Source organism: Neobacillus endophyticus, assembly GCF_013248975.1.
Classification (GTDB): domain Bacteria; phylum Bacillota; class Bacilli; order Bacillales; family Cytobacillaceae; genus Neobacillus; species Neobacillus endophyticus.
The window spans coordinates 3,244,329-3,266,329 of the sequence record NZ_JABRWH010000001.1 but is presented as its reverse complement, the minus strand read 5'-3'; the positions used below and the strand labels follow the sequence as shown (position 1 = coordinate 3,266,329).

Sequence of the window (22,001 nt, the reverse complement as noted above, 5' to 3'; positions counted from 1 at the left end):
TTATTTTACAAGACCTAATCGAACTAAGCTTTCGGCAATTTGTACTGAATTCCAGGCGGCACCTTTTAGAAGGTTATCTGAAACAACCCACATATGGAACCCGCGAGGATTATCGATATCATTACGAATACGTCCTACAAATACATCATTTTTCCCAACACAATCGGCCGGCATTGGGTATACTTGATTTTCCGGATCATCCTGCAGAATAATACCAGGTGCATCCTTCAACAATGCTTTGATATCGTTAGCACTTACACCTTCAGCCTCAATTTCGAAATAAACTGATTCTGAATGACCTACAGCAACAGGCAGACGAACGCAAGTGGCTGAAACATGAAGCTCCGGCAAGTGCATGATTTTCTTCGTTTCATTGATCATTTTCATTTCTTCAAATGTATATCCGTTCTCTTGGAATTTATCAATTTGCGGAATTGCGTTAAAAGCAATTTGATAATGATTATTATCAGATTTTACAGGTAAAATCTTGGCTTCATATGTTTCTCCATTTATAATTGCTTGCGTTTGCTCCATTAATTCATTAATTGCCGCAGCACCCGCGCCTGAAACAGCTTGATATGTTGATACAATCACTTTTTTCAAGCCGTATTTTTGGCGGATTGGCTCTAAAGCAACGACCATTTGGATCGTTGAGCAATTTGGATTCGCAATGATTCCATTATGCTTTTCCAAATCGCTTTCATTTACTTCAGGAACAACGAGCGGAGTATTTAAGTCCATACGGAAAGCACTGGTGTTGTCTACACAAATTGCCCCGCGTTTAGCAGCTTCAGGAGCAAGCTCTTTTGAAACACTGCCGCCAGCACTGAATAGCGCAATATCAACACCTTCAAAGCTTTCTGGTTTAGCCTCCTGTACCACTACTTCTTGACCATTAAAATCAACCTTTGTTCCAGCAGAGCGTGCCGATGACAAAAGTGTCAGTTTTCTAATTGGAAAATTTCTGTTTAATAAAGTGCTGATCATTTGTTGGCCTACGGCCCCAGTTGCGCCTACAACTGCAACGTGAAATCCATTTTCTTGATACATTCAAATAGTTCCCCTTTCCAATTCTCAGCTGGTTATTTCAATTTAGTTTATTTTTCTCCAGCATTAGTAATAAAATTATAGCCTCATCAGTAGTATAAGATAAAGTTCCTCTGAATGATTAATTTATTTTATCATATTCCTAAAAAGAAATAACCATTTTTGGCTAAGAGGAAAGTATGAACTTTCATAAAAGTTCATACTTTTCAATATTCTTGTAGAAAAATGCCTTTAATTTTCATCTTTATACCTTTCGACAAGTACTGGCTGAATTTGTTTTCCCTCTAGGGCAGCCTCCACTGTTTCAGAAAGCATGGTCATTCGGGCAACCATTGAGTTTGGTTTCTTGACTGGATCATCCTGGCCATATGGAATGAAGTAGATATTTTTTGTCGCCATTAATCTCATTAGATTAACACCATTTAAACCAAGTGCATCATTTGTTGAGATCCCCAGTACAATTGGTTTTAAATTTCTTAATGTCGCCTTGGCAGCCATAAGCACTGGACTATCATTGATGGCATTTGCAAACTTACTCATAGAAACTCCTGTAAGCGGTGCAATCACCATGCAATCCAGCGGCAATTTCGGCCCTAGAGGCTCCGCCTTGACAATGGTGTCGATGACTTTATTGCCTGTTAAATCTTCAATTCGTTCTACCCAATTCTCCCCTTTGCCAAATCGGGTATCCGTATTTTTTACTGTAAATGTGACAACGGGTATAACTTCTGCACCTGCCTTAACGAGCTTTTCTATTTCAGGAAATACGTCATCATAAGTACAATGTGAGCCGGTAAGCCCAAAACCAATTCTTTTACCCTTTAAACTCATTTTTCTTTCCCCTTTCTATTGTATAGGGATTCTTGCAGCAGTTGCGAAAGGACGTCTGCTAGAATTTGACCGGCAGTTTTAGGCGCGACAATCCCTGGTAAACTCGGGGCCAGCAATGCCTTAATTCCTCGTTTTTCAGCATAGCGAAAATCAGTCCCGCCGGGTTTTGATGCGATGTCAATAATGAGTGTGTTTGCCGGCAGCTTAGAGATGACAGCTGCACTGACGATTAAATACGGGATGGTATTAATCAAAATATCTGTGTCTGAAACCTCTTGAACAGTATTGTTAAGATGAAAAGGTGTTACACCCATTTCAGTAATTCTTGCAATATGTTCGCTCTTTCTTGCTCCCACTTTTACCTTTGCCCCGAGTGCATGAAACGCTCTGGCAATACTCATGCCGCATCGGCCTAATCCAAGAACAGTAACTTTAGAACCATGTATAGTAAAATCCGTATGTTGAATGGCCATCATAAGTGTTCCTTCAACTGTCGGTATTGAATTGTAGATTGCTACATCGTCCCTTGAAAATAATTGAACTAGTGTACGCTTGGATTGATCAATTAAATGATTTAAATAGGTGTTACTAATACCCGAATAGATGGTACAATGCTCAGGTGTTTTTGAGAGAATTTCTTCCGTCAAAATCACTTTTTCATTCGAAAAAATTGTCTCAACCTGACCTTCCAAATTTGTACCAGCCACGGGTAAAATGATGGCATCGATATTCGTAAAGTCAACCTCTTCCAACTTCTCCTTGACAGCACCTGTAAAGGCATGATCAAGCTGTTCGAAACCAATTAGAGAAATTCTGGCATCTAATTCGGTTAACTTCCGGATAATTTCCAGCTGTCTGGCATCTCCACCAATTACGGCTATCTGCATCCCTGTCAGCATGAAATCATTCACCTTCTTTTTTTAAAAATCCATCTAGGAATTCTTCTTGCTCTTTATCACTTCACCATCTTATGTAAGAAGTCTTGAAACGGTGAGTTTTCCACCATTGATAAAATAAAAAAAGCCCAAGCAAACGTCTATTTGCTTGGGCTTTCTATATTAACGCTCTTCTTCTCCCTCCTCCATGATATCGATGATAATCATTTCAGAGCCGATTTTTTTGATATGCTGCCAAGGTACTCTTATTTCTTGTCCTTGTTTTCTAAGACCAAACCATTTTAATGAAGGAATGACCAATGCTTGAATTTGACCATTCGTTTCATTAATTTCTAAATCAGTTTGACCCAATACTCCAAGCCGTTCCGCTTTTTTCACATCAACGATTTCTTTTCCGCTTAATTCACTTAGTCTCAAAGTTATTCCCCACTTTCCCATATTTAGGATATACAATGCCTTTTTAATAGTTTATAAAGGGGCGTCCTTAATTAGACTAAAGAAAAAAACAGTTCAAATTCGAACTGTTTTTAACTTAATTTTTTGGGGAATTCACCATTTGGGCTAATCAATGATGTTGAAAATTGGTCTGTAAATACTGCTTGTGCCATTTGATCTACACTTTGTTTCGTAACAGCATCAATTTGTTCAATAATTTCATCAAGAGAGCGGTGTCGCTTTAATAATAGTTCATTTTTGCCATTGCGGCTCATACGGCTATTTGTGCTCTCCAAACTTAACATTAAGCTTCCTTTTAACTGCTCTTTGCTGTTAGTGAGTTCTTTTTCAGTAATCCCGTCTTGTTTCAATTTTGTCAATGTATCTTGAATGGTTTCATATAGTAAGTCCAGCTGCTTTGCACCTGTTCCGCCATAAATGGTTACAATCCCATTATCCTGGTAAGCAGAATGATAAGAAAAAACGGAATAAGCCAATCCGCGCTGCTCACGTACTTCCTGAAATAATCGTGAGCTCATACTGCCGCCTAGTATATTATTAAGCGTGATCAAACTATAGATATCCTCATGGCCTACTTTTAAGCCTTCAAAGCCAATACATAAATGTGCCTGCTCCGTTTCCTTTTTTCGTGAAATACGATTAGAGTGGAAGACAGGAAGATTTTCCTCAAGCTCTTGGTTTCCGCCCTGATAAGAACCAAAATATTTTTCCACTTCGCGAATAAAGGTTTCTGGTACATTCCCGGCAATCGAAATGACAACATTTTCTGGAGTATATCTTTCATGAATATACTCTTTTAGAGATGAACTGGAAAACGTGTTCAATGTCTCCTCTGTTCCTAGGATTGGATAACCTAACGGATGGTCAACATAAACTGCTCTGCTTAGTAAATCATGTACAATATCATCCGGTGTATCTTCATACATTTTTATCTCTTCTAAAACAACATTCTTTTCTTTCTTCAGTTCTTCTTCAACAAATGTTGAATTGAAGAACATGTCTGCGAGTACATCCAATGCAAATTGAGAGTGCGTATCCAGAACTTTTGCATAATAGCATGTATACTCCTTTGAGGTAAAGGCGTTTACTTGACCGCCAATACTGTCAAAAGACTCTGCAATTTCTTTGGCCGTTCTTGTTGTTGTACCTTTGAAAAACATATGTTCTAGAAAATGGGAAATTCCGTTTGTTTGCGGATTTTCATGTCTTGAACCAGTGCCGATCCAAATGCCAATAGCCACAGATCGAACGGTTGGTATTTGTTCTAGCACAATTCTTACGCCATTTTGGCATGTAAACTTACTTATCATGTATTTCCTCCTGTCTCAAAACAGCAGATACTATCCCAATGTTTTATTATAATTGTTAAAACTATTTTCTCCAAATTTTAGACTAATTAATTTGTAATTCTTTCCTCACTTACTAATTCAGAAACAGGGCCAATTTGCAAATGTTTTTTTTCAATCATTGTAATTAAACGATCGAGCGATTTTGCTGTGGCTTCGGTGGGATGCATCAGCACTAATGAACCATTGCCTATTTTGCTGATTACACGGTTTATAAGTGTCTCTGGTGATGGCTTTTGCCAGTCAATCGTATCAACTGTCCACATCACTGTATTCATATTCAATTCTCGCGCAATTTTTACTGTTTCATCACGATAGCTCCCACTTGGCGGTGCAAACCATTCACATTTTTTCCCTGTTGCAGCCTCGATCACTTCGTTTGTTTTGATCAGCTGTTCCCTCGCAGCCGATGCCGTCAGTCTTTCCATATCAGGATGTGAGTAAGAATGATTTCCGACTTCATGTCCAGCACTTACAATCATTTTGGCAAGTTCCGGATTTTTTTTCACCCAATTTCCTTCTAAAAAGAAGCTTGCTGTTACATGATGCCTCTTTAACGTGGCAAGGATTTCTGATAAATATTCATTTCCCCAAGCAACGTTTATAATAAATGAAACCATCGGTTTATCTGGATTGCCGCGATAAATGGGAGAGGCTGGCAGATTTTTCAGATGGACTTTTGGCTTTATTTGAGTAAAAACCAACTTCTTACTGTCAAATACACCCTTTGCCTTCATGTTTTTATAAGAAGCGTTGATATCAACCTTTAACCCGTTATACCCAGGAATGGCTTTCCAAATAGGATCAATTTTGGCATCAGAAGGTGGTATATTGTATGTAGATGCATGCTTTAAAATGGTTTGATATAAAGAATCCGTTTGTTTTCCTGCTGGAAGAACATTTACCTTTAGAGTACTTACATATTTATTTACCATTGGATTGTTTACTAAAATCCATCCTGCCAAACCAATGAACAAGATTAAAGTAACCTTTTTCATTCTCCCTATCCCCCTTCCATATAGATTATGAAGGATAAGGACAAGGTAGAACGTAATCTATTACTGAAAAAAGTCAGGGGAATGACCCTGACTTATCTTTCTTCAGAACTTATTAAAAGCCTGAATCATTTATGATTTCGCTTCTTCAGCTTTTTCACGTGTTTCCTTTAATACTACTTTACGGGACAAATTAACTCGGCCTTGCTTATCAATTTCAGTAACCTTGACGAGAATTTCATCACCGATTTTCACAACATCTTCTACTTTGCCTACCCGTTCTTCTGCAAGTTCGGAAATATGGACAAGTCCGTCTTTACCAGCAAAAATTTCGACAAAGGCTCCAAACTTTTCAATTCGCTTTACTTTTCCGAGATAATATTGTCCAACTTCAACTTCACGGACAATATCTTCAATAATTTTCTTGGCTTTTTGGTTCATCTCGGAATCAGCAGAAGCAATAAAAATGGTACCGTCTTGTTCAATATCAATTTTCACGCCGGTTTCTTCAATAATCTTATTGATTTGTTTACCACTTGGTCCAATAACATCACGAATCTTATCTGGATTTATGTTCATTGTTAAAATCTTTGGTGCAAATTTGGAAAGTTCATTTCTAGGTTCAGAAAGTGTTGCCAGCATGGATTCAAGAATCTGCATTCTACCAACTTTCGCCTGTTGAAGGGCTTCTTCTAAAATCTCCCGAGAAAGACCCTCAATTTTGATATCCATCTGTAGCGCGGTTACACCTTTGGCAGTACCTGCTACTTTGAAATCCATATCCCCTAGGTGATCTTCCATACCTTGAATATCTGTAAGAACAGTATAGTATTCACCTGATTTTACAAGTCCCATCGCAATTCCGGCAACAGGTGCTTTAATCGGTACACCAGCATCCATCATGGCCAATGTACTTGCACAAATACTTGCCTGAGAAGTGGATCCGTTTGATTCAAGCACTTCCGAAACAAGTCGAATCGTATATGGAAAATCATTTTCAGTTGGTACAATTGGTTCTAATGCACGTTCACCTAAAGCGCCATGTCCAATTTCCCGGCGGCCTGGTCCGCGAATCGGTCCTGTTTCTCCAACACTGAAAGAAGGGAAATTGTAATGATGCATAAACCGTTTTTCTTCTTCAATACCCAGTCCGTCTAGAATTTGCACATCACCCATAGCACCTAATGTACAAATACTTAAAGCTTGGGTTTGGCCCCTTGTAAATAAACCGGATCCGTGTGTACGAGGTAAAATGCCAACTTGAGAAGAAAGTGGACGTATTTCATCAATTTGCCGTCCATCAGGACGAATTTTCTCAACTGTAATTAAGCGGCGTACTTCGCCTTTCACAATCTTGTCCAAAATTTGTTTAACCTGCTTCAGGTCATCCTCATTTGCTTCTTGTTCTTCATATTTAGCAAGTACTTGTTTCTTCACTTCATTAATGGCATCTTCACGTGCATGCTTTTCCTGAACTTGAATGGCCTTGACCATGTCAGCTTCGCATAATTCTCGCACTTCCGCCTCAAGATCTTTGTCAATTTCGTACAAGGTAATCTGCATTTTTTCTTTGCCGATTTCAGCAACGATTTTTTCCTGGAATTCAATTAAACGCTTAATTTCATCATGACCAAACATGATCGCTTCCAGCATCGTTTCTTCCGGAACTTCATTTGCTCCAGCTTCAACCATGTTAATGGCATCTTTTGTACCGGCTACTGTTAAATGAATATCACTTTTTTCTGCTTGTTCCACCGTCGGATTGATGACAAATTTATTATCAACACGGCCCACGACTACACCTGCAATCGGTCCTTCAAACGGAATATCTGAGTAAGATAGCGCTAAAGAAGATCCAAACATGGCAGCCATTTCTGTGGAACAATCCTGATCCACACTCATGACAATGCTAATAACTTGTACATCATTTCGGAAGCCATCAGCAAATAAAGGGCGAATCGGACGATCAATTAATCTGCTTGCTAAAATAGCTTTTTCACTCGGCCGGCCCTCACGCTTGATAAATCCTCCAGGGATTTTACCAACTGCATATAGCCTCTCCTCATAATTTACCGTTAATGGAAAAAAGTCTAAATTCTTTGGTTCCTTTGAAGCTGTTGCTGTACTTAAAACAGCAGTATCTCCATATCGTACCATGACTGCACCATTGGCTTGTTTAGCCAATTGGCCAATTTCAACTGTTAATTTTCTACCAGCCCAGTCCATGGAATATTCATATTTCTGTTGGTCCATTAATTTTACCCCTCTCTATAAAAATTTCTTAGGAGGATGATGCGAAAGATCACATTTCGCTTGTATCATCATACTAAATCAAAAAATATATAAAAAGCCTTATCAGCTTATTTTTTAACCCAAATTACTTATAGTATGCACAATAAATTCCTGACTTAAAAATATGTATAAAAAAAATCTTTTTTTGTCTAGGCCTTAAGCAATTAAAGGCTAACAAAAAAGCGGGAAAAATCCCGCTTCTGTTAACTAACGACGTAAACCAAGCTTATTGATTAACTCACGGTAACGTTGAACATCTTTGTTACGAAGGTAAGTCAAAAGATTACGACGTTTACCAACCATTTTCAAAAGACCGCGGCGTGAGTGATGATCCTTTTTGTGTGTACGTAAGTGATCATTCAAAGTGTTGATTTGTTCAGTAAGGACAGCGATTTGAACCTCTGCAGATCCTGTGTCGTTTTCATGAGTTTTATACTCATTGATAATTTGATTTTTACGTTCTTGTGTAAGTGCCATCCATGTTCACCTCCTAATTCGCAAATCCCCTGTTACCGAGCATGCGTCGGTGACTCGACATGCCAAGCAAAGGTTATTTTTAATACGTATTTAAGAATACATGTTTTTATCTTAAAATGCAAGTTAAAACATGATAATCTTGCAGATATTTCATCACGATTGGTTATTGAGATGTCAATGAATTGTTTTCAAAGTACTGAATGGCTCTTTCTTTATCCTTCTCAATTTGGGAAACCAGTTCATCGATTCCGGAAAACTTTTGCTCTTTTCGAAGATAGCAATGCCATTCAATTTCTACTGTTTCATCATAAATTTCTTGATGGAAATCAAATAAATGTACTTCCACTGAGAGAGATACCGCTTCTTTATTAAAAGTTGGCTTGTAGCCAACGTTGCAGACACCATTAAACCAAGTTCCCTTTACCATCATTCTTACAGTATAAACACCAGCAGGAGGGATCATATAGTCATCATTCAAATGGATATTAGCTGTTGGAAAACCAATTGTCCTGCCGCGTTTATCTCCATGAATGACAACACCTGTTGTGGTATAAAAACGGCCAAGCAGCGCCGGAAGCTCCTGCATTCTTCCCGTTTTAATCAAAGAACGGATTCTGGTTGAACTCACTTTCTCATCACCTTCGGTTAATTTTGGGACAATCGAATAGGTAAATTTTTCTCTGGAGTGAAAGGGCAAAGTTTCCATTGTTCCTTTTCCCATTCTTCCATAGGTAAAGTCATATCCGGCAACTACGTGTCTCACATTCAGACCAATGATGAACTGGTCTACAAATTCTTGAGGCAGGAGATTTGCAAATTCATGCGTAAAATGAACGATAAAAAGGTAATCTATCCCCTCTCTTTCCATAATCTTTTCTTTTTCAGATAATGGAGTGATATACTGGACATGCTGTTCGCTTCTTCCCAGTACCACAGAGGGGTGCGGGTCAAATGTCATGACTGCGCTGTTTAGCCCCTTAACAATGGCTTGTTTCTTTGCCTCGGCAATGACTTGCTTATGCCCGCGATGCACCCCGTCAAAATAGCCAAGGGCCATTGCCAATGGGGGGAACGTATTTTCTGCTAAATCTAATGGAAAATTAAGCTTCTTTATTTCCAATTGAAATTCACCTTTTCTAATCGTACCCTTTAATTCAGATCATTTCTTAAAACTTTTACAGGTTTAAGAAGTCCTGGCTTGCTTGGATGTTCAGAATAAATTGCCAGTGTCAGCCCATCTGTATTTTCTATATTAATAGGTCCGTTTGCTTTTGTTAAATGCTCTGGAATTTTCAATAGTGCTCCATTTTTCACTTTCTCTGCTACTTTATCATTAATCTGCCATTTCGGCAAATGAGAAAGTGCTGATTCCAATGGTTTTAACACGTTTGTAATTTGACCTTCGTCCATTAAATTCTGAATGTCATCGAATGTAAAACAATCATCCAAACTAAAGGACGCTGACTGGATTCGTATTAGTTTAGACATATGCGCGGGATATCCCAAACTTTCTCCAATCATGACAGCAAGTGTCCGAATGTACGTTCCTTTACTGCAGCTCACCCGAAAACGGAACTTGATGGTTTCTCCAGAAAACTCCTGTCGGTCATCAAGCAGTTGAATGGAATAGATGTTTACCTTTCTTGCCGGACGTTCAACTTCGATCCCTTTTCGAGCATATTCATAAAGTCTGACTCCATTAACTTTTACAGCTGAATACATTGGAGGGGTTTGAACAATTTCTCCTTTAAATGAGTCAAGGACATCTTCAATTTCTGTCCGCGAAATATTCCGATTCACTTTTCTCTCCTCTACCACTTCCCCTGAAGCATCCTCAGTTGTGGTAGAAAAACCAATCGTTACTTCTCCTTCGTATGCTTTTCCTGCATCCGTGATATATTCTGCCACCTTGGTTGCTCTCCCAATACAAATAGGAAGAACACCTGTAACATCTGGATCGAGAGTCCCAGTATGGCCGATTTTTTTCGTCTTTAATATTTTTCTTAGTTTAAAAACACAATCATGACTTGTTAAGCCTGCAGGCTTGAATAATGGTAAAATTCCTTCCATTTCTTATGCTCCGTTCTTAAAACTTGACTCTATAGAATGTTATTTCGCTTTAGCTCTATCACCTTTTGGAATAAACGTACTTTTACATTGCAGGATCCTTCTAATAAAAAAGGATAGACGATTTGTCTATCCTTGAACCATCATAATTCTGCTACTCATCATTCTTCTCAGGTGCACTTTCTTCGGAATGAAGCTGGGTAAGCAGCGTTTCAATCCGATTGCCGTAATCAATGGATTCATCAAATTCAAAGATAATTTCAGGTGTTTTACGCAGACGAATTCGATGTCCGATTTCAGTTCTAATAAATCCTTTTGCTTTAGCAAGCCCTTTTAACGTATTCTCTTTTTGCTCATCATCCCCTAAAACGGAGATAAATACTTTTGCTTGCTGAAGGTCCCCTGTAACTTGAACATCTGTTACGGTGACAAAGCCAATCCGAGGATCTTTTAGCTTACGGCCAATGATGTCACTCAGTTCTTTCTTCATCTGTTCTCCAACACGATTTGCTCTTAGGCTCATTTGCATTCACCTCATATGTTACAACCATTCAATCTCGGTGATCGTTCTTTCTATTTCCGGGAATGAGTCGATTAATTTTAGTGCATTTTGCAGTTCTTGTTCAGTAGCAGTTCTGGCAGCGGTAACGGCTGCAATCGCAATTTTTGTTCGCTGCCAGGTATCCTGAAAACCTACTTCTGCTGCAGAAACATTATATTTCTGTTTTAGACGGGTCAGAATTCGCTGCAGAACCGCACGCTTATCTTTTAAAGAATGGGCATCGTATATGATGCACTCACATACGACCATCCCTATAATCATTTGCGTTCTACTTCTTCCATTACATAAGCTTCAATGATATCTCCTTCTTTAATATCATTAAAGTTTTTAACGGTTATACCACACTCGTAGCCTTGTGAAACCTCTTTTGCATCATCTTTATAACGTTTTAGGGCATCAACTTCACCTTCGAAGATGACCACGCCATCACGAATGACACGAATTCCACTATCACGAGTAATTTTACCATCTGTCACATAAGAACCAGCAATTGTTCCCACTTTGGAAACCTTAAAGGTTTGCCGAACTTCTGCTTGACCGATAATTTTTTCGACAAACTCAGGATCCAGCATCCCTTTCATCGCTGCTTCCATTTCTTCAATTACTTTATAAATGATCCGGTGCAAGCGCACATCTACTTTTTCAGCGTCGGCAGCCCGTTTTGCATTGGCATCTGGACGAACATTGAATCCAATTACAATTGCATTGGAGGCAGAAGCAAGGCTGATATCTGATTCATTAATAGCTCCAGTACCGTTATGAATGATTCTAATATTTACGCCCTCAACATCGATTTTCATCAGTGAGGCAGCAAGAGCCTCAGCAGATCCTTGAACATCCGCTTTAATGATAATATTGAGATCTTTCATTTCCCCTTGCTTTAATTGTTCAAAGAGGTTATCAAGACTTACACGAGTCTTTTCGCCACGTTGAGCAGCTAATGCATGCTGAGCACGTACTTCACCCACTTGACGTGCAGTTTTTTCATCATCAAACACGACAAAACGATCTCCAGCCTGAGGAACTTCGTTTAACCCTGTAATTTCAACAGGAGTGGATGGACCTGCCTCTTTCACACGACGGCCTGTATCATTCACCATTGCCCTTACACGGCCAAAGGTATTACCAACAACAATCGGATCGCCAATTTTTAATGTTCCATTTTGAACAAGTAATGTGGCAACAGATCCGCGCCCTTTATCCAATCTTGCTTCGATAACAGTACCGACAGCATGACGATTAGGGTTCGCTTTATATTCTTCCACTTCACTTACTAAAAGAATCATTTCTAAAAGATTATCGATACCTTCACCAGTTTTTGCAGAGAGTGGGACAAAAATCGTTTCGCCGCCCCATGCTTCTGAGACAAGCCCGTGCTCTGTCAGCTCCTGCATAACCCGGTCGACATTTGCTGCCGGCTTATCCATTTTATTTACGGCAACAATGATTGGTACTTCAGCAGCTTTAGCATGGTTTATTGCTTCAACTGTTTGCGGCATAACACCGTCATCCGCTGCCACAACAAGAATCGTAATATCTGTTATTTGAGCGCCGCGAGCACGCATAGTAGTAAATGCAGCATGTCCCGGTGTATCAAGGAAAGTAATTTTCTTTCCATTTTCTACAACTTGATATGCACCGATATGCTGAGTGATCCCACCTGCTTCACCCTCAGTAACTTTTGTATTCCGAATGGAATCAAGTAGTGTTGTTTTCCCATGGTCAACGTGACCCATGATCGTTACGACAGCTGGCCGCTCAATTAAATTTTCTGCCGTATCTTCAGTAAAATAAATTTCCAGGTCTGTTGTATCAACTTTTATTTCTTCTTCTACTTCAACCCCGTATTCGCTGGCAATAAGCTCAATTGCATCTTTATCTAACACTTGGTTGATAGTAGCCATTACACCTAATAAAAATAACTTTTTAATAATTTCTGATGGCTCACGATGTAATTTCTTTGCTAGCTCTGCAACAGTTAATGACTCGCTAAAAGTAATCTTAGACGGAAGTTCTTTTTCTTTTCGCTTCTGCTGTTGCTGTTGCTGTTGAGGCTGCTGTACATGAGGCTGATTCTTCTTTTTATTATTTTGGTTGTTTCGATTTTGATTTGTAAAAGGTTTGTTTTTACCTTTTCCAGCTTGGAAGGCCTTATTTTCTTTGGATTGATATTCCTGGTCATGCTTCTTGCCTTCTTTATTTTTCGGAGGAACAGCAACAACTTTCACTTTAGTCGGTGCGACAATTTGATCATCATCGTCCTCAAATGTTTTCACCGCCATTTTTGGCTGCGACTGCGGCTTGTTAACCTGATTCTGTTGGCCTGGATTTGCATTTGAACGTTTTTGTTGTGTATTTCCTTGTTTTTGCTGAGTGTTTTTTCCTTGTCTTTGCTGTGAATGGTTTGCATGTTTATCATGAGACACGTTAGCTTGATTATTTTGAGCAGCTTTCCCATCATTTTTATTGTAGGCTGCATCAAGCTTTTTAATGTCTCCTTCTTCTAAAGTTGCCATATGGTTCGAAACCTCTATATTCATTTCTTTTAGTTTTGTAATAATTTCTTTACTTGAAATATTATGTTTTTTTGCATACTCATAAACACGTATTTTACTCATAGTTTCACCCCCGCTAGATTTAATCGAGCAACGTTACCAGTTTCTTGGCAAATCCATCGTCCATAACAGCTACAACAACGCGGGCTTCTTTGCCAATCGCTTGACCAAGAAGATGACGGTTTTCCACAAATTTCAATGGAACCTCATACGAATTACATTTGTCTGTAATTTTTTTGGCCGTATTTCGAGATGCATCTGCGGACAATAAAATGAGTTTAGCATTTCCGCTGCGGATCTGTTTCACGGTTAGCTCCTCACCTGAAATGACTTTCCTTGCTCGATTGGCTAAGCCAAGCAATGACATCCATTGATGATCTGACATTGAATGGTCAATTCTCCTTCTCTATCAGCTCAAGAAGCTCATCATATAATGAATCATTAATTGAAACCTCTAAATGATTAGCTAAGATATTTTTTTTCTTTGCTTGCAGTATTGCTTCTTTACTTCTCGAAAGGTATGCTCCCCTGCCGGACTTTTTCCCGGTCAGATCGATCGATACATCCCCTTCTTTTGAGCGAACGATGCGAACGAGTTCTTTTTTTGGCCTCATTTCCCCAGTTGCTACACATTTTCGCATAGGAACTTTTCTTGGTTTGTTCACGATCATTCACCCCCTGTTTATTCTAATTCTTCATCATATTCAAATTCAGGTTCAACCTGATCATCAAATAGCCTGATTTTTTCTTCACGAGGATAGATACCTATTTCCCGTGCCTCGGATTCCGATTTGATATCGATTTTCCAGCCTGTTAATTTAGCCGCAAGACGGGCATTTTGCCCCCTCTTCCCAATTGCAAGAGATAATTGATAATCCGGAACGATAACGGTTGTTGCTTTTTCGTCTTCGTTTACCATAACATCAAGAACTTTGGAAGGGCTTAATGCATTTGCAACAAACACAACCGGATCATTTGACCATTTCACAATATCGATTTTTTCACCCTTCAATTCATTAACTACTGCTTGGACTCTGGCACCTTTAGGTCCAACACATGAGCCGACAGGATCTACTTCAGCATTATCGGAATGGACAGAAATTTTAGATCTGTCGCCAGCTTCTCTAGCTACCGATTTAATTTCAACAGTACCATCATAAATCTCGGGTACTTCAATTTCAAATAATCGCTTTAGTAATCCAGGATGAGTGCGAGAAACAAAAATCTGCGGACCTTTTGTTGTTTTTTCAACTTTAGTGATAAAAACTTTAATACGGTCATGTGGCTTATAACGCTCATTTGGCATTTGTTCACTCAACGGAAGCAATGCTTCAATTTTCCCAAGGCTAACATAAATAAATTTAGAATCTAGCCGTTGCACAATCCCTGTCATAATATCTTCTTCACGGTCGATAAATTCTGTATAGATAATACCGCGTTCAGCTTCTCTTACTCGTTGGGTAACCACTTGTTTGGCAGTTTGGGCAGCAATCCGGCCAAAATCCTTTGGCGTAACTTCCATTTCAACAACGTCTTCCACTTGATAGTTAGGGTTGATACGTCTTGCATCCTCAACTGAAATTTCCAACCGCGGATCAAATACTTCATCAACTACTTCTTTGCGGGCGAATACACGCATCGAACCTGTTTGTAAATTTAAATCAATTCTAACATTTTGGGCCTGGTTAAAATTCCGGCGGTATGCAGATATCAGAGCTGCTTCAATTGCGTCAATTAAAACATCCCTTGAAATGCCTTTTTCTTTCTCCAAAATAGTAAGAGCATCTAATAATTCGCTGCTCATTTGTTTGTATCCCCCTACTCTTTTTCATATTTTTCTTCGCTTTTTTCATTTATGAGAACGATACAGCCAGTCTTGCATTTGCCACTTTTTCATAAGGGATTTCTATGGTCTTTTTGCGGGTTTTTATTTTCATTTCAATTTGTACGGTTTGACCATCAAATGCCAGAAGGAGTCCTTCAAAGCTTTTTTCACCATCAATTGGCTCGTAGGTTTTAATTAGCACATTTTTGCCTATAGCTTTTTCAAAATCCTTTGCCTTTTTTAAAGGACGCTCCGCTCCAGGTGATGAAACTTCAAGAAAATAGTTATGAGGAATCGGGTCAACCTCGTCAAGCTTTTCACTTAGACGCTCACTAACTAAGCCGCAATCTTCTATATCCACACCTGATTCTTTATCGATATAAACGCGAAGAAACCAACTCTTCCCTTCCTTTACATACTCAATTTCAACTAATTCCAAACCGAGTTCCTGCAAAATTGGAGAAGCAAGCTCATCTACCATTTCTGTTACTTTGCTCATGCTTTACCCCCTTTTCCAAATCACTTATCCATATTCTATGTAGTTCATTGTAGGTTATTAAATCTAGTTAAACCATTGTAAACAAACGAAAGAGTGGGAGATGCCCCACTCTTGAACTAGAGAGTATGTCTTAGTATTTCCAATAAAACTATACCATAATCGGAATTTATATGCAAATGAGAAAAGCGGAAGCACCCTGGTCAGCGGCCTTTGGCCTGGAGCACTCCAACTGAGATAAAGGAAACACGAAGAGCGTAAGCGATTCGATGTTGACTTATCGTAGGGCGGAGTGCGAAGGACACTAGCCGCTAGGGTGCTGGAGCTAGACAATGAGAAAAGCGGAAGCACCCTGGTCAGCGGCCTTTGACCGAGAATTATCAAAGTAGTCTCAGTTAAAACAACGACAGCTGATTTTGTTCTGGAAGGGCAGATAAGCACCCCTGTTTGTCTAAATATTCCAGAATCGTTTTTGAAACCTTTCCGCGCTGTTGGAGGTCTTCTTTAGATAAAAACTCTCCATCTTTTCTGGCATTTATTATATTAATTGCTGCATTGGTACCAAGACCTGGAATAGAATTAAACGGTGGAATTAAGGTATCTCCATCGATAATAAATTCCGATGCCGCAGAATTATATAAATCGTAATTTTGGAAAGAAAAACCTCTTTGCGTCATTTCAAGTGCAAGTTCGAGGACGGTCAGTAAATTTTTCTCTTTGTTAGATGCGTCCAGTCCTTTTGCGTTGATTTCTTCGATTTTTGCACGGATAGCTTCTGGCCCGCGGGTCATTGTTTCCAGGTCAAAATCCTCGGCCCGGACTGTGAAATAGGCAGCATAATAAAGCAAAGGAAGATGCACTTTAAAATAAGCAATCCTTACAGCCATTAATACATATGCCGCAGCATGCGCCTTAGGGAACATATATTTTATTTTTTTACAAGAGTCAATATACCATTCCGGCACTTCGTTCTTGCGCATTTCTTCTTCCATTTCTTCTGACAGGCCTTTCCCCTTACGAACTGATTCCATGATTTTAAAAGCAAAGGAAGGTTCAAGCCCTTGATAGATCAGATAAACCATGATGTCATCACGACACCCGATTACTTCACTTAACGTACAAATTTTATTGTGAATCAATTCCTGAGCATTGCCTAGCCATACATCGGTACCATGTGATAAACCTGAAATCTGAACAAGTTCAGAGAAGGTGGTAGGTTTTGTGTCTTCAAGCATTTGTCTAACAAATCGTGTTCCAAACTCAGGGATTCCCAGCGTACCGGTTTTACACATAATTTGCTCTTCTGTTACCCCAAGTGATTCCGTACTGCTAAAAATCTTCATGACTTCAGGATCATCTGTTGGAATCGTTTTAGGATCGATTCCGCTTAAATCTTGAAGCATCCTGATAACCGTCGGATCGTCGTGTCCAAGAATATCGAGTTTAAGAACGTTGTCATGGATGGAATGGAAATCAAAATGTGTCGTCCGCCATTCAGATGTACGATCATCGGCCGGGAATTGGATCGGTGTAAAATCATAAACATCCATATAATCCGGAATAACGATGATACCGCCTGGATGCTGGCCAGTCGTTCGTTTTACGCCAGTACAACCGGAAGCAAGTCTTTCCACTTCTGCGCCGCGCATATGAAGATTGTTGTCCTGCTGATATGCCTTTACATATCCAAAGGCTGTTTTATCAGCAACGGTACCGATTGTTCCTGCTCTGTACACATATTCTTCTCCAAACAGTACTTTCGTATAATTATGAGCTCGCGGCTGATACTCACCAGAGAAATTCAAATCGATATCCGGGACCTTATCGCCCTTAAATCCAAGGAAAGTTTCAAACGGGATATCATGTCCATCCTTTCGGTACTTTTCACCGCAATTCGGACAGTCCTTATCAGGTAAATCAAAACCTGAACCGACAGAACCATCATTGAAAAACTCAGAGTTCTTACAGGTTGGACAAATATAATGCGGCGGTAATGGGTTCACTTCGGTAATTTCCGTCATTGTTGCAACAAGAGACGATCCTACTGAACCACGGGAACCTACCAGGTATCCATCATCAAGTGATTTTTTTACAAGTTTGTGCGAAATCAAATAAATAACAGCGAAACCATGTCCGATAATACTTTTCAATTCTTTCTCAAGGCGCGCTTCCACAATTTCCGGAAGAGTGTCACCGTATATTTTATGTGCCATCGCATAACTCATTTGGCGCATCTCGTCTTCTGCGCCTTCAATTTTAGGTGTATACAAATCATCCTTGATTGGTTTAATGGCCTCAATCATGTCTGCGATTTTATTCGTATTGGTAACAACAATCTCTTTCGCTTTTTCTGCTCCAAGGAAAGCAAAGGCACCCAGCATATCATCAGTAGTTCGAAAGTGAACATCTGGAAGCTCATGACGGTTTAGCGGATTTGCACCACCCTGAGAACTGATTAAAATTTTCCGATAGATTTTATCATTTTCATTTAAATAATGGACATTTCCTGTTGCCACAACTGGAATCTCAAGCTTATCACCGAGCCTCACAATATTGGAGATGATTTCTTCGAGATCTTTTTCATTTCGGATCAGTTCCATTTCAATTAATGGAGCATATACCTGCTTTGGCATTACTTCGAAATAATCATAAAATCTTGCTGATGCTTCGACCTCTTCGGGAGATTTTTGCATCATTCCTTCAAATACTTCCCCTTTATCACAAGCTGATCCAACGAGAATGCCTTCCCTATATTTTTGCAGTACAGATCTTGGAATTCTTGGCACCCGATAAAAATATTCAATATGAGCAATAGAGATCAATTTAAATAAGTTTTTTAATCCAACCTCAGTCTGTGCCAATAATGTGCAATGATAAGGACGGGCTCGTTGATAGGCGTTTCCTTTTCCCATAAAATCATTCAGCGCATCATGATATTCAATTCCTTTTTCGAGCGCATCCTTTAACATTTTCAACAATAAATAACCAGTCGCCTCTGCATCATAGATCGCCCTATGGTGCTGAGTTAACTCGATATCAAATTTTTTCGCCAATGTATTTAACCGGTGATTCTTCAATTCTGGATATAGAAACCTACCAAGCTCAAGGGTATCAATTACTGGGTTAGCTGCTTTTTCCATTCCCGCTTTTTTGTAGCCGACATTCAAGAATCCCATATCAAATGATGCGTTGTGAGCAACGAGGACCGCATCTCCAACCCACTCATAAAAATTTCTCAATACCTCGACATCATCGGGAGCATTTTGCACCATATCATCAGTAATACCCGTTAGGTTAATCGTAGTCGCAGAGAGCCGATGATGAGGATTTGCAAACGACTCAAACCGGTCAATAATTTCCCCGCCTCTAACCTTCACTGCAGCTAGTTCTATGATGGTGTCATATACAGCTGAAAGACCCGTGGTCTCAACGTCAAAGACAACAAAAGTGTCATCAGCCAATAAACGATGGGCAGTGTTATAGGCAATTGGAACACCATCATCAACTAAATTGGCTTCCACTCCATATAAAATCTTTATATCATTTTTTTTCCCAGCACTGAATGCTTCAGGAAAAGATTGAGCAACAGCGTGGTCTGTCACCGCAATGGCTTTATGTCCCCATTTTTTCGCTTGTGCAATCAAGGTAGCTACCGGGGTTACCGCATCCATTTGACTCATAGGTGTATGAAGGTGGAGCTCCACACGCTTTTCACCCTCAGGGGCAAGATCCTTCCGTTGTGCAGGTTTGATTTCATTAATATCATTACAAATCATCACAAGGTCGCGGACAAACGTATCATTTTGGACACTTCCTCTTACCTTTACCCACATTCCTTTTTTAATATGCTGGAATAATGCGGCATCTTCTTTATCACGGGAAAACATTTTCACGATAATTGAACTAGTGTAATCAGTAATCTTAAAGGTTAATAATGAACGTCCGCTCCTCAATTCACGGATTTCCGAATCAAAAATATATCCTTGAACGGCTACTCTTCTTTCTTCATCAATAATGTCGCTCAAACTGCGAAGTTCACTGTCATCCTTAATCGTGAGGCCAATGGTAAGCGGGCCAGAAGGAGCATCATTTGGAGCCTTATCTTTCTCCGCTTCCTGCTTCTGCATTTCTACCATTGCCAATAGCGCACGCTCCTGGTCTTCTTTCTGTTTTGCCAGCAAGAATTTCTCATATTCTTCATTATTTTCTTCCGCTTTATATTCGGTTTCAATTGCCAGCATTGGAAAACCAAAGGATTGATAAATATCGCTTAATAATGTTCCATATTTCCGTTTCAGCGTCAGTCCTTCAGCCTCATTTCTAACAGATATGGTAAGCTTCGATCCACTTACTTCCGGCAATTGTTCATTTAATATTTTCAACAACGGCGGTGAGATGCCATCAATTTGCTGGACCGAATAACTCCAATAATCACGGATTAATTCTGGCGTAAGTGCTTGATCGGATGCGTTGAATTCAGCAGAAACTACGGCAATGTTTGAAAATGTTCTCTCCAATTGAGTGGTAAACATTTGAAAAACATTGAACGGAAGGATTTTTTCTAATAAAAAATAAAAATGCCATCTTTTGCTTTTTTTCTCAACCACTAATTTATCAATTTGCGCATTGTTAAAGTGCATCACAAAATTATCTTCAATTAGATTAAGCTGCTGGAGCAAGAGTTGGAATCGCTCTTTTTTGCCTAAGGCATTTTCGCTCAACCTTCTTCTCTCCCATCTATTAAAAATTCTCTAGTCTTTCTTTATCAAAAAACAATTATATCACAGGATTCGAGTTGTTTCGGCAAATATCCACAGAAAACTTTAACCATATTTGCCTATAATCAAAAATGAGGAACCACTATTGCGGTCCCTCATCATTATTTACTTCAAGAAAAATCTTTGAATGTCATTCCATGTTACCACTAGCATCAGAAGCATGAGAAGAGCAAAACCAATAAAATGAACCATTCCTTCCTTTTGTCGGTCAACAGGTTTTCCACGAACTGCTTCAACTGCAAAGAACATAAGTCTTCCGCCATCAAGCGCAGGAATAGGCAGTAAATTCATGATCCCAAGATTGATGCTTAAAATTCCAGCCCATTTCATTAAATAGTAAATTCCTGATTTCGCTACTTCATCAGTAGATACATAAATACCAACTGGACCAGACAGGGCATTGATTGAAAATTGGCCAGTTACGAGCTTTCCTAGCATAACAAAAATTTGCTTTGTCCAGAAATAAGTATCCTTTGCCCCACTTGTTACAGCTTGAACTGGAGATTTTTCAACAGGGCTGTATACTCCAATAATCCCCATCTTATTGCCATCTACGATATTTTCTTTAGGTGTAACTTCAATATCCTTCTCTTTACCTCCACGAAGAATCGAGAAATCTAATTTTTTATTAGGACTTTTGCGAATGATTTCCACAACATCAGACCAACTGGAGATTTCAGATCCATTTATACTTTGTACAATATCCCCTTGTTTGAGCCCCGCCGCTTTCGCTGCACCATCAGGGGTGATGACACCCAATTTGGGTTCATTAGTTGGGACCCCCTGCAATAGAGCAATTAAAACGAAGACTACGAATGCAAGTACAAAATTCATCATCGGCCCTGCAAAGATGGCCATAAATCTTTGGCCCAATGTTTTGGAACCAAATTGACGATCAATTGGAGCAATTTGTGATTCTATACCATTTTCAACAATAGCAGCCTGTGGATGGATGATGAATGTTTTTAATTGTTCTTCTTCATCATCAGGGTATCCCTTAATGAAAAGATCCTTTTCCAAATCAGTATATTCAACTTCAACAATACGGCAATTGGGATACTTTTCCTTTTTATTCAAAATAATCTTTGTTACTTTTTCTTCCTGATCAAATAACAAGCCAACCCGATGGCCAGGCTTAATGTCTACCATTTCAGGATCTTCTCCTGCCATGCGGACAAAGCCGCCAATTGGTAATAACCTTATGGTATATGTTGTTTCTCCTTTTTTATGGGAGAATACCTTAGGACCCATACCTATTGCGAATTCTCGGCAGAGAACACCTGCCCTTTTTGCAAAAATAAAATGACCTAACTCATGAAAAAAGACGAGTGCGCCAAAAATCACAATAAAGGCAATAACTGTAGTCAAAAATAAAACC

Annotated in this window: 19 protein-coding genes; all 19 read right to left on the bottom strand. The window is 39.3% G+C overall.

Translation table 11 applies throughout. The features are described from left to right. Positions 1-1,050, bottom strand: coding sequence for an aspartate-semialdehyde dehydrogenase (gene asd, locus HPT25_RS16135; protein WP_173066246.1), 1,050 nt, complete (start codon positions 1,048-1,050; stop codon positions 1-3). Between the two features lie 228 nt (positions 1,051-1,278). Further along, positions 1,279-1,878 (bottom strand): dipicolinate synthase subunit B, encoded by a 600-nt coding sequence (gene dpaB, locus HPT25_RS16130; RefSeq protein WP_173066243.1) that lies wholly within the window; start codon positions 1,876-1,878, stop codon positions 1,279-1,281. Next, complete coding sequence (gene dpaA / locus HPT25_RS16125) at positions 1,875-2,777, bottom strand: dipicolinic acid synthetase subunit A (RefSeq protein WP_173066240.1); 903 nt, start codon at positions 2,775-2,777, stop codon at positions 1,875-1,877. Before dpaA ends, dpaB begins: the two co-directional genes overlap by 4 nt. Before the next feature lie 159 nt (positions 2,778-2,936). Beyond that, complete coding sequence (locus HPT25_RS16120) at positions 2,937-3,191, bottom strand: YlmC/YmxH family sporulation protein (protein ID WP_173066237.1); 255 nt, start codon at positions 3,189-3,191, stop codon at positions 2,937-2,939. Between the two features lie 110 nt (positions 3,192-3,301). Next, positions 3,302-4,540 carry a M16 family metallopeptidase gene (locus tag HPT25_RS16115; RefSeq protein ID WP_173066234.1) on the bottom strand — a complete coding sequence of 413 codons (1,239 nt, stop codon included), beginning with the start codon at positions 4,538-4,540 and terminating at the stop codon, positions 3,302-3,304. An 86-nt stretch (positions 4,541-4,626) separates the two neighbouring features. Then, positions 4,627-5,574 carry a polysaccharide deacetylase family protein gene (locus HPT25_RS16110; protein WP_173066232.1) on the bottom strand — a complete coding sequence of 316 codons (948 nt, stop codon included), beginning with the start codon at positions 5,572-5,574 and terminating at the stop codon, positions 4,627-4,629. A gap of 129 nt (positions 5,575-5,703) precedes the next feature. After that, positions 5,704-7,824, bottom strand: a complete 2,121-nt coding sequence (gene pnp, locus HPT25_RS16105) for a polyribonucleotide nucleotidyltransferase (RefSeq protein WP_173066229.1) — start codon at positions 7,822-7,824, stop codon at positions 5,704-5,706. A 246-nt stretch (positions 7,825-8,070) separates the two neighbouring features. Further along, entirely contained in the window at positions 8,071-8,340 is a 270-nt protein-coding gene (gene rpsO / locus HPT25_RS16100; protein ID WP_173066226.1) for a 30S ribosomal protein S15, read from the bottom strand. Positions 8,341-8,503: 163 nt separating this feature from the next. Then, on the bottom strand, positions 8,504-9,460 hold the full coding sequence (gene ribF, locus HPT25_RS16095) for a bifunctional riboflavin kinase/FAD synthetase (protein ID WP_173066223.1): 957 nt from the start codon (positions 9,458-9,460) through the stop codon (positions 8,504-8,506). A 29-nt stretch (positions 9,461-9,489) separates the two neighbouring features. Next, a complete protein-coding gene (gene truB, locus HPT25_RS16090) occupies positions 9,490-10,410 on the bottom strand; it encodes a tRNA pseudouridine(55) synthase TruB (protein WP_173066220.1) in 921 nt (306 codons plus the stop codon). Between the two features lie 151 nt (positions 10,411-10,561). Then, positions 10,562-10,930, bottom strand: coding sequence for a 30S ribosome-binding factor RbfA (rbfA, locus tag HPT25_RS16085; protein WP_173066217.1), 369 nt, complete (start codon positions 10,928-10,930; stop codon positions 10,562-10,564). Positions 10,931-10,948: 18 nt separating this feature from the next. Then, a complete protein-coding gene (locus HPT25_RS16080; RefSeq protein ID WP_173071198.1) occupies positions 10,949-11,227 on the bottom strand; it encodes a DUF503 domain-containing protein in 279 nt (92 codons plus the stop codon). Continuing rightward, positions 11,227-13,587, bottom strand: a complete 2,361-nt coding sequence (gene infB, locus HPT25_RS16075) for a translation initiation factor IF-2 (RefSeq protein ID WP_173066214.1) — start codon at positions 13,585-13,587, stop codon at positions 11,227-11,229. The genes HPT25_RS16080 and infB overlap by 1 nt, the downstream gene beginning before the upstream one ends. A gap of 19 nt (positions 13,588-13,606) precedes the next feature. Continuing rightward, positions 13,607-13,909, bottom strand: coding sequence for a YlxQ family RNA-binding protein (locus HPT25_RS16070; protein ID WP_173066210.1), 303 nt, complete (start codon positions 13,907-13,909; stop codon positions 13,607-13,609). A gap of 7 nt (positions 13,910-13,916) precedes the next feature. Beyond that, on the bottom strand, positions 13,917-14,189 hold the full coding sequence (gene rnpM, locus HPT25_RS16065) for an RNase P modulator RnpM (protein WP_173066207.1): 273 nt from the start codon (positions 14,187-14,189) through the stop codon (positions 13,917-13,919). 17 nt (positions 14,190-14,206) lie between these two features. Next, entirely contained in the window at positions 14,207-15,328 is a 1,122-nt protein-coding gene (nusA, locus tag HPT25_RS16060; RefSeq protein ID WP_173066204.1) for a transcription termination factor NusA, read from the bottom strand. A gap of 49 nt (positions 15,329-15,377) precedes the next feature. Continuing rightward, positions 15,378-15,848: a ribosome maturation factor RimP gene (gene rimP, locus HPT25_RS16055; protein WP_173066201.1), complete on the bottom strand. Its 471-nt coding sequence runs from the start codon at positions 15,846-15,848 to the stop codon at positions 15,378-15,380. Between the two features lie 392 nt (positions 15,849-16,240). After that, positions 16,241-20,566, bottom strand: a complete 4,326-nt coding sequence (locus HPT25_RS16050) for a PolC-type DNA polymerase III (protein ID WP_173066198.1) — start codon at positions 20,564-20,566, stop codon at positions 16,241-16,243. 162 nt (positions 20,567-20,728) lie between these two features. Then, positions 20,729-21,991 (bottom strand): RIP metalloprotease RseP, encoded by a 1,263-nt coding sequence (rseP, locus tag HPT25_RS16045; RefSeq protein WP_173066195.1) that lies wholly within the window; start codon positions 21,989-21,991, stop codon positions 20,729-20,731. Between the last annotated feature and the right edge of the window lie 10 nt (positions 21,992-22,001).

Coding starts and splice junctions, on each gene's coding strand:
- rimP (WP_173066201.1), bottom strand. CDS start 15,848: ATGAGCAAAGTAACAGAAATGGTAGATGAGCTTGCTTCTCCAATTTTG.
- HPT25_RS16110 (WP_173066232.1), bottom strand. CDS start 5,574: ATGAAAAAGGTTACTTTAATCTTGTTCATTGGTTTGGCAGGATGGATT.
- dpaA (WP_173066240.1), bottom strand. CDS start 2,777: ATGCTGACAGGGATGCAGATAGCCGTAATTGGTGGAGATGCCAGACAG.
- nusA (WP_173066204.1), bottom strand. CDS start 15,328: ATGAGCAGCGAATTATTAGATGCTCTTACTATTTTGGAGAAAGAAAAA.
- infB (WP_173066214.1), bottom strand. CDS start 13,587: ATGAGTAAAATACGTGTTTATGAGTATGCAAAAAAACATAATATTTCA.
- pnp (WP_173066229.1), bottom strand. CDS start 7,824: ATGGACCAACAGAAATATGAATATTCCATGGACTGGGCTGGTAGAAAA.
- HPT25_RS16115 (WP_173066234.1), bottom strand. CDS start 4,540: ATGATAAGTAAGTTTACATGCCAAAATGGCGTAAGAATTGTGCTAGAA.
- rbfA (WP_173066217.1), bottom strand. CDS start 10,930: ATGAGCCTAAGAGCAAATCGTGTTGGAGAACAGATGAAGAAAGAACTG.
- rpsO (WP_173066226.1), bottom strand. CDS start 8,340: ATGGCACTTACACAAGAACGTAAAAATCAAATTATCAATGAGTATAAA.
- truB (WP_173066220.1), bottom strand. CDS start 10,410: ATGGAAGGAATTTTACCATTATTCAAGCCTGCAGGCTTAACAAGTCAT.
- asd (WP_173066246.1), bottom strand. CDS start 1,050: ATGTATCAAGAAAATGGATTTCACGTTGCAGTTGTAGGCGCAACTGGG.
- dpaB (WP_173066243.1), bottom strand. CDS start 1,878: ATGAGTTTAAAGGGTAAAAGAATTGGTTTTGGGCTTACCGGCTCACAT.
- HPT25_RS16070 (WP_173066210.1), bottom strand. CDS start 13,909: ATGTCAGATCATCAATGGATGTCATTGCTTGGCTTAGCCAATCGAGCA.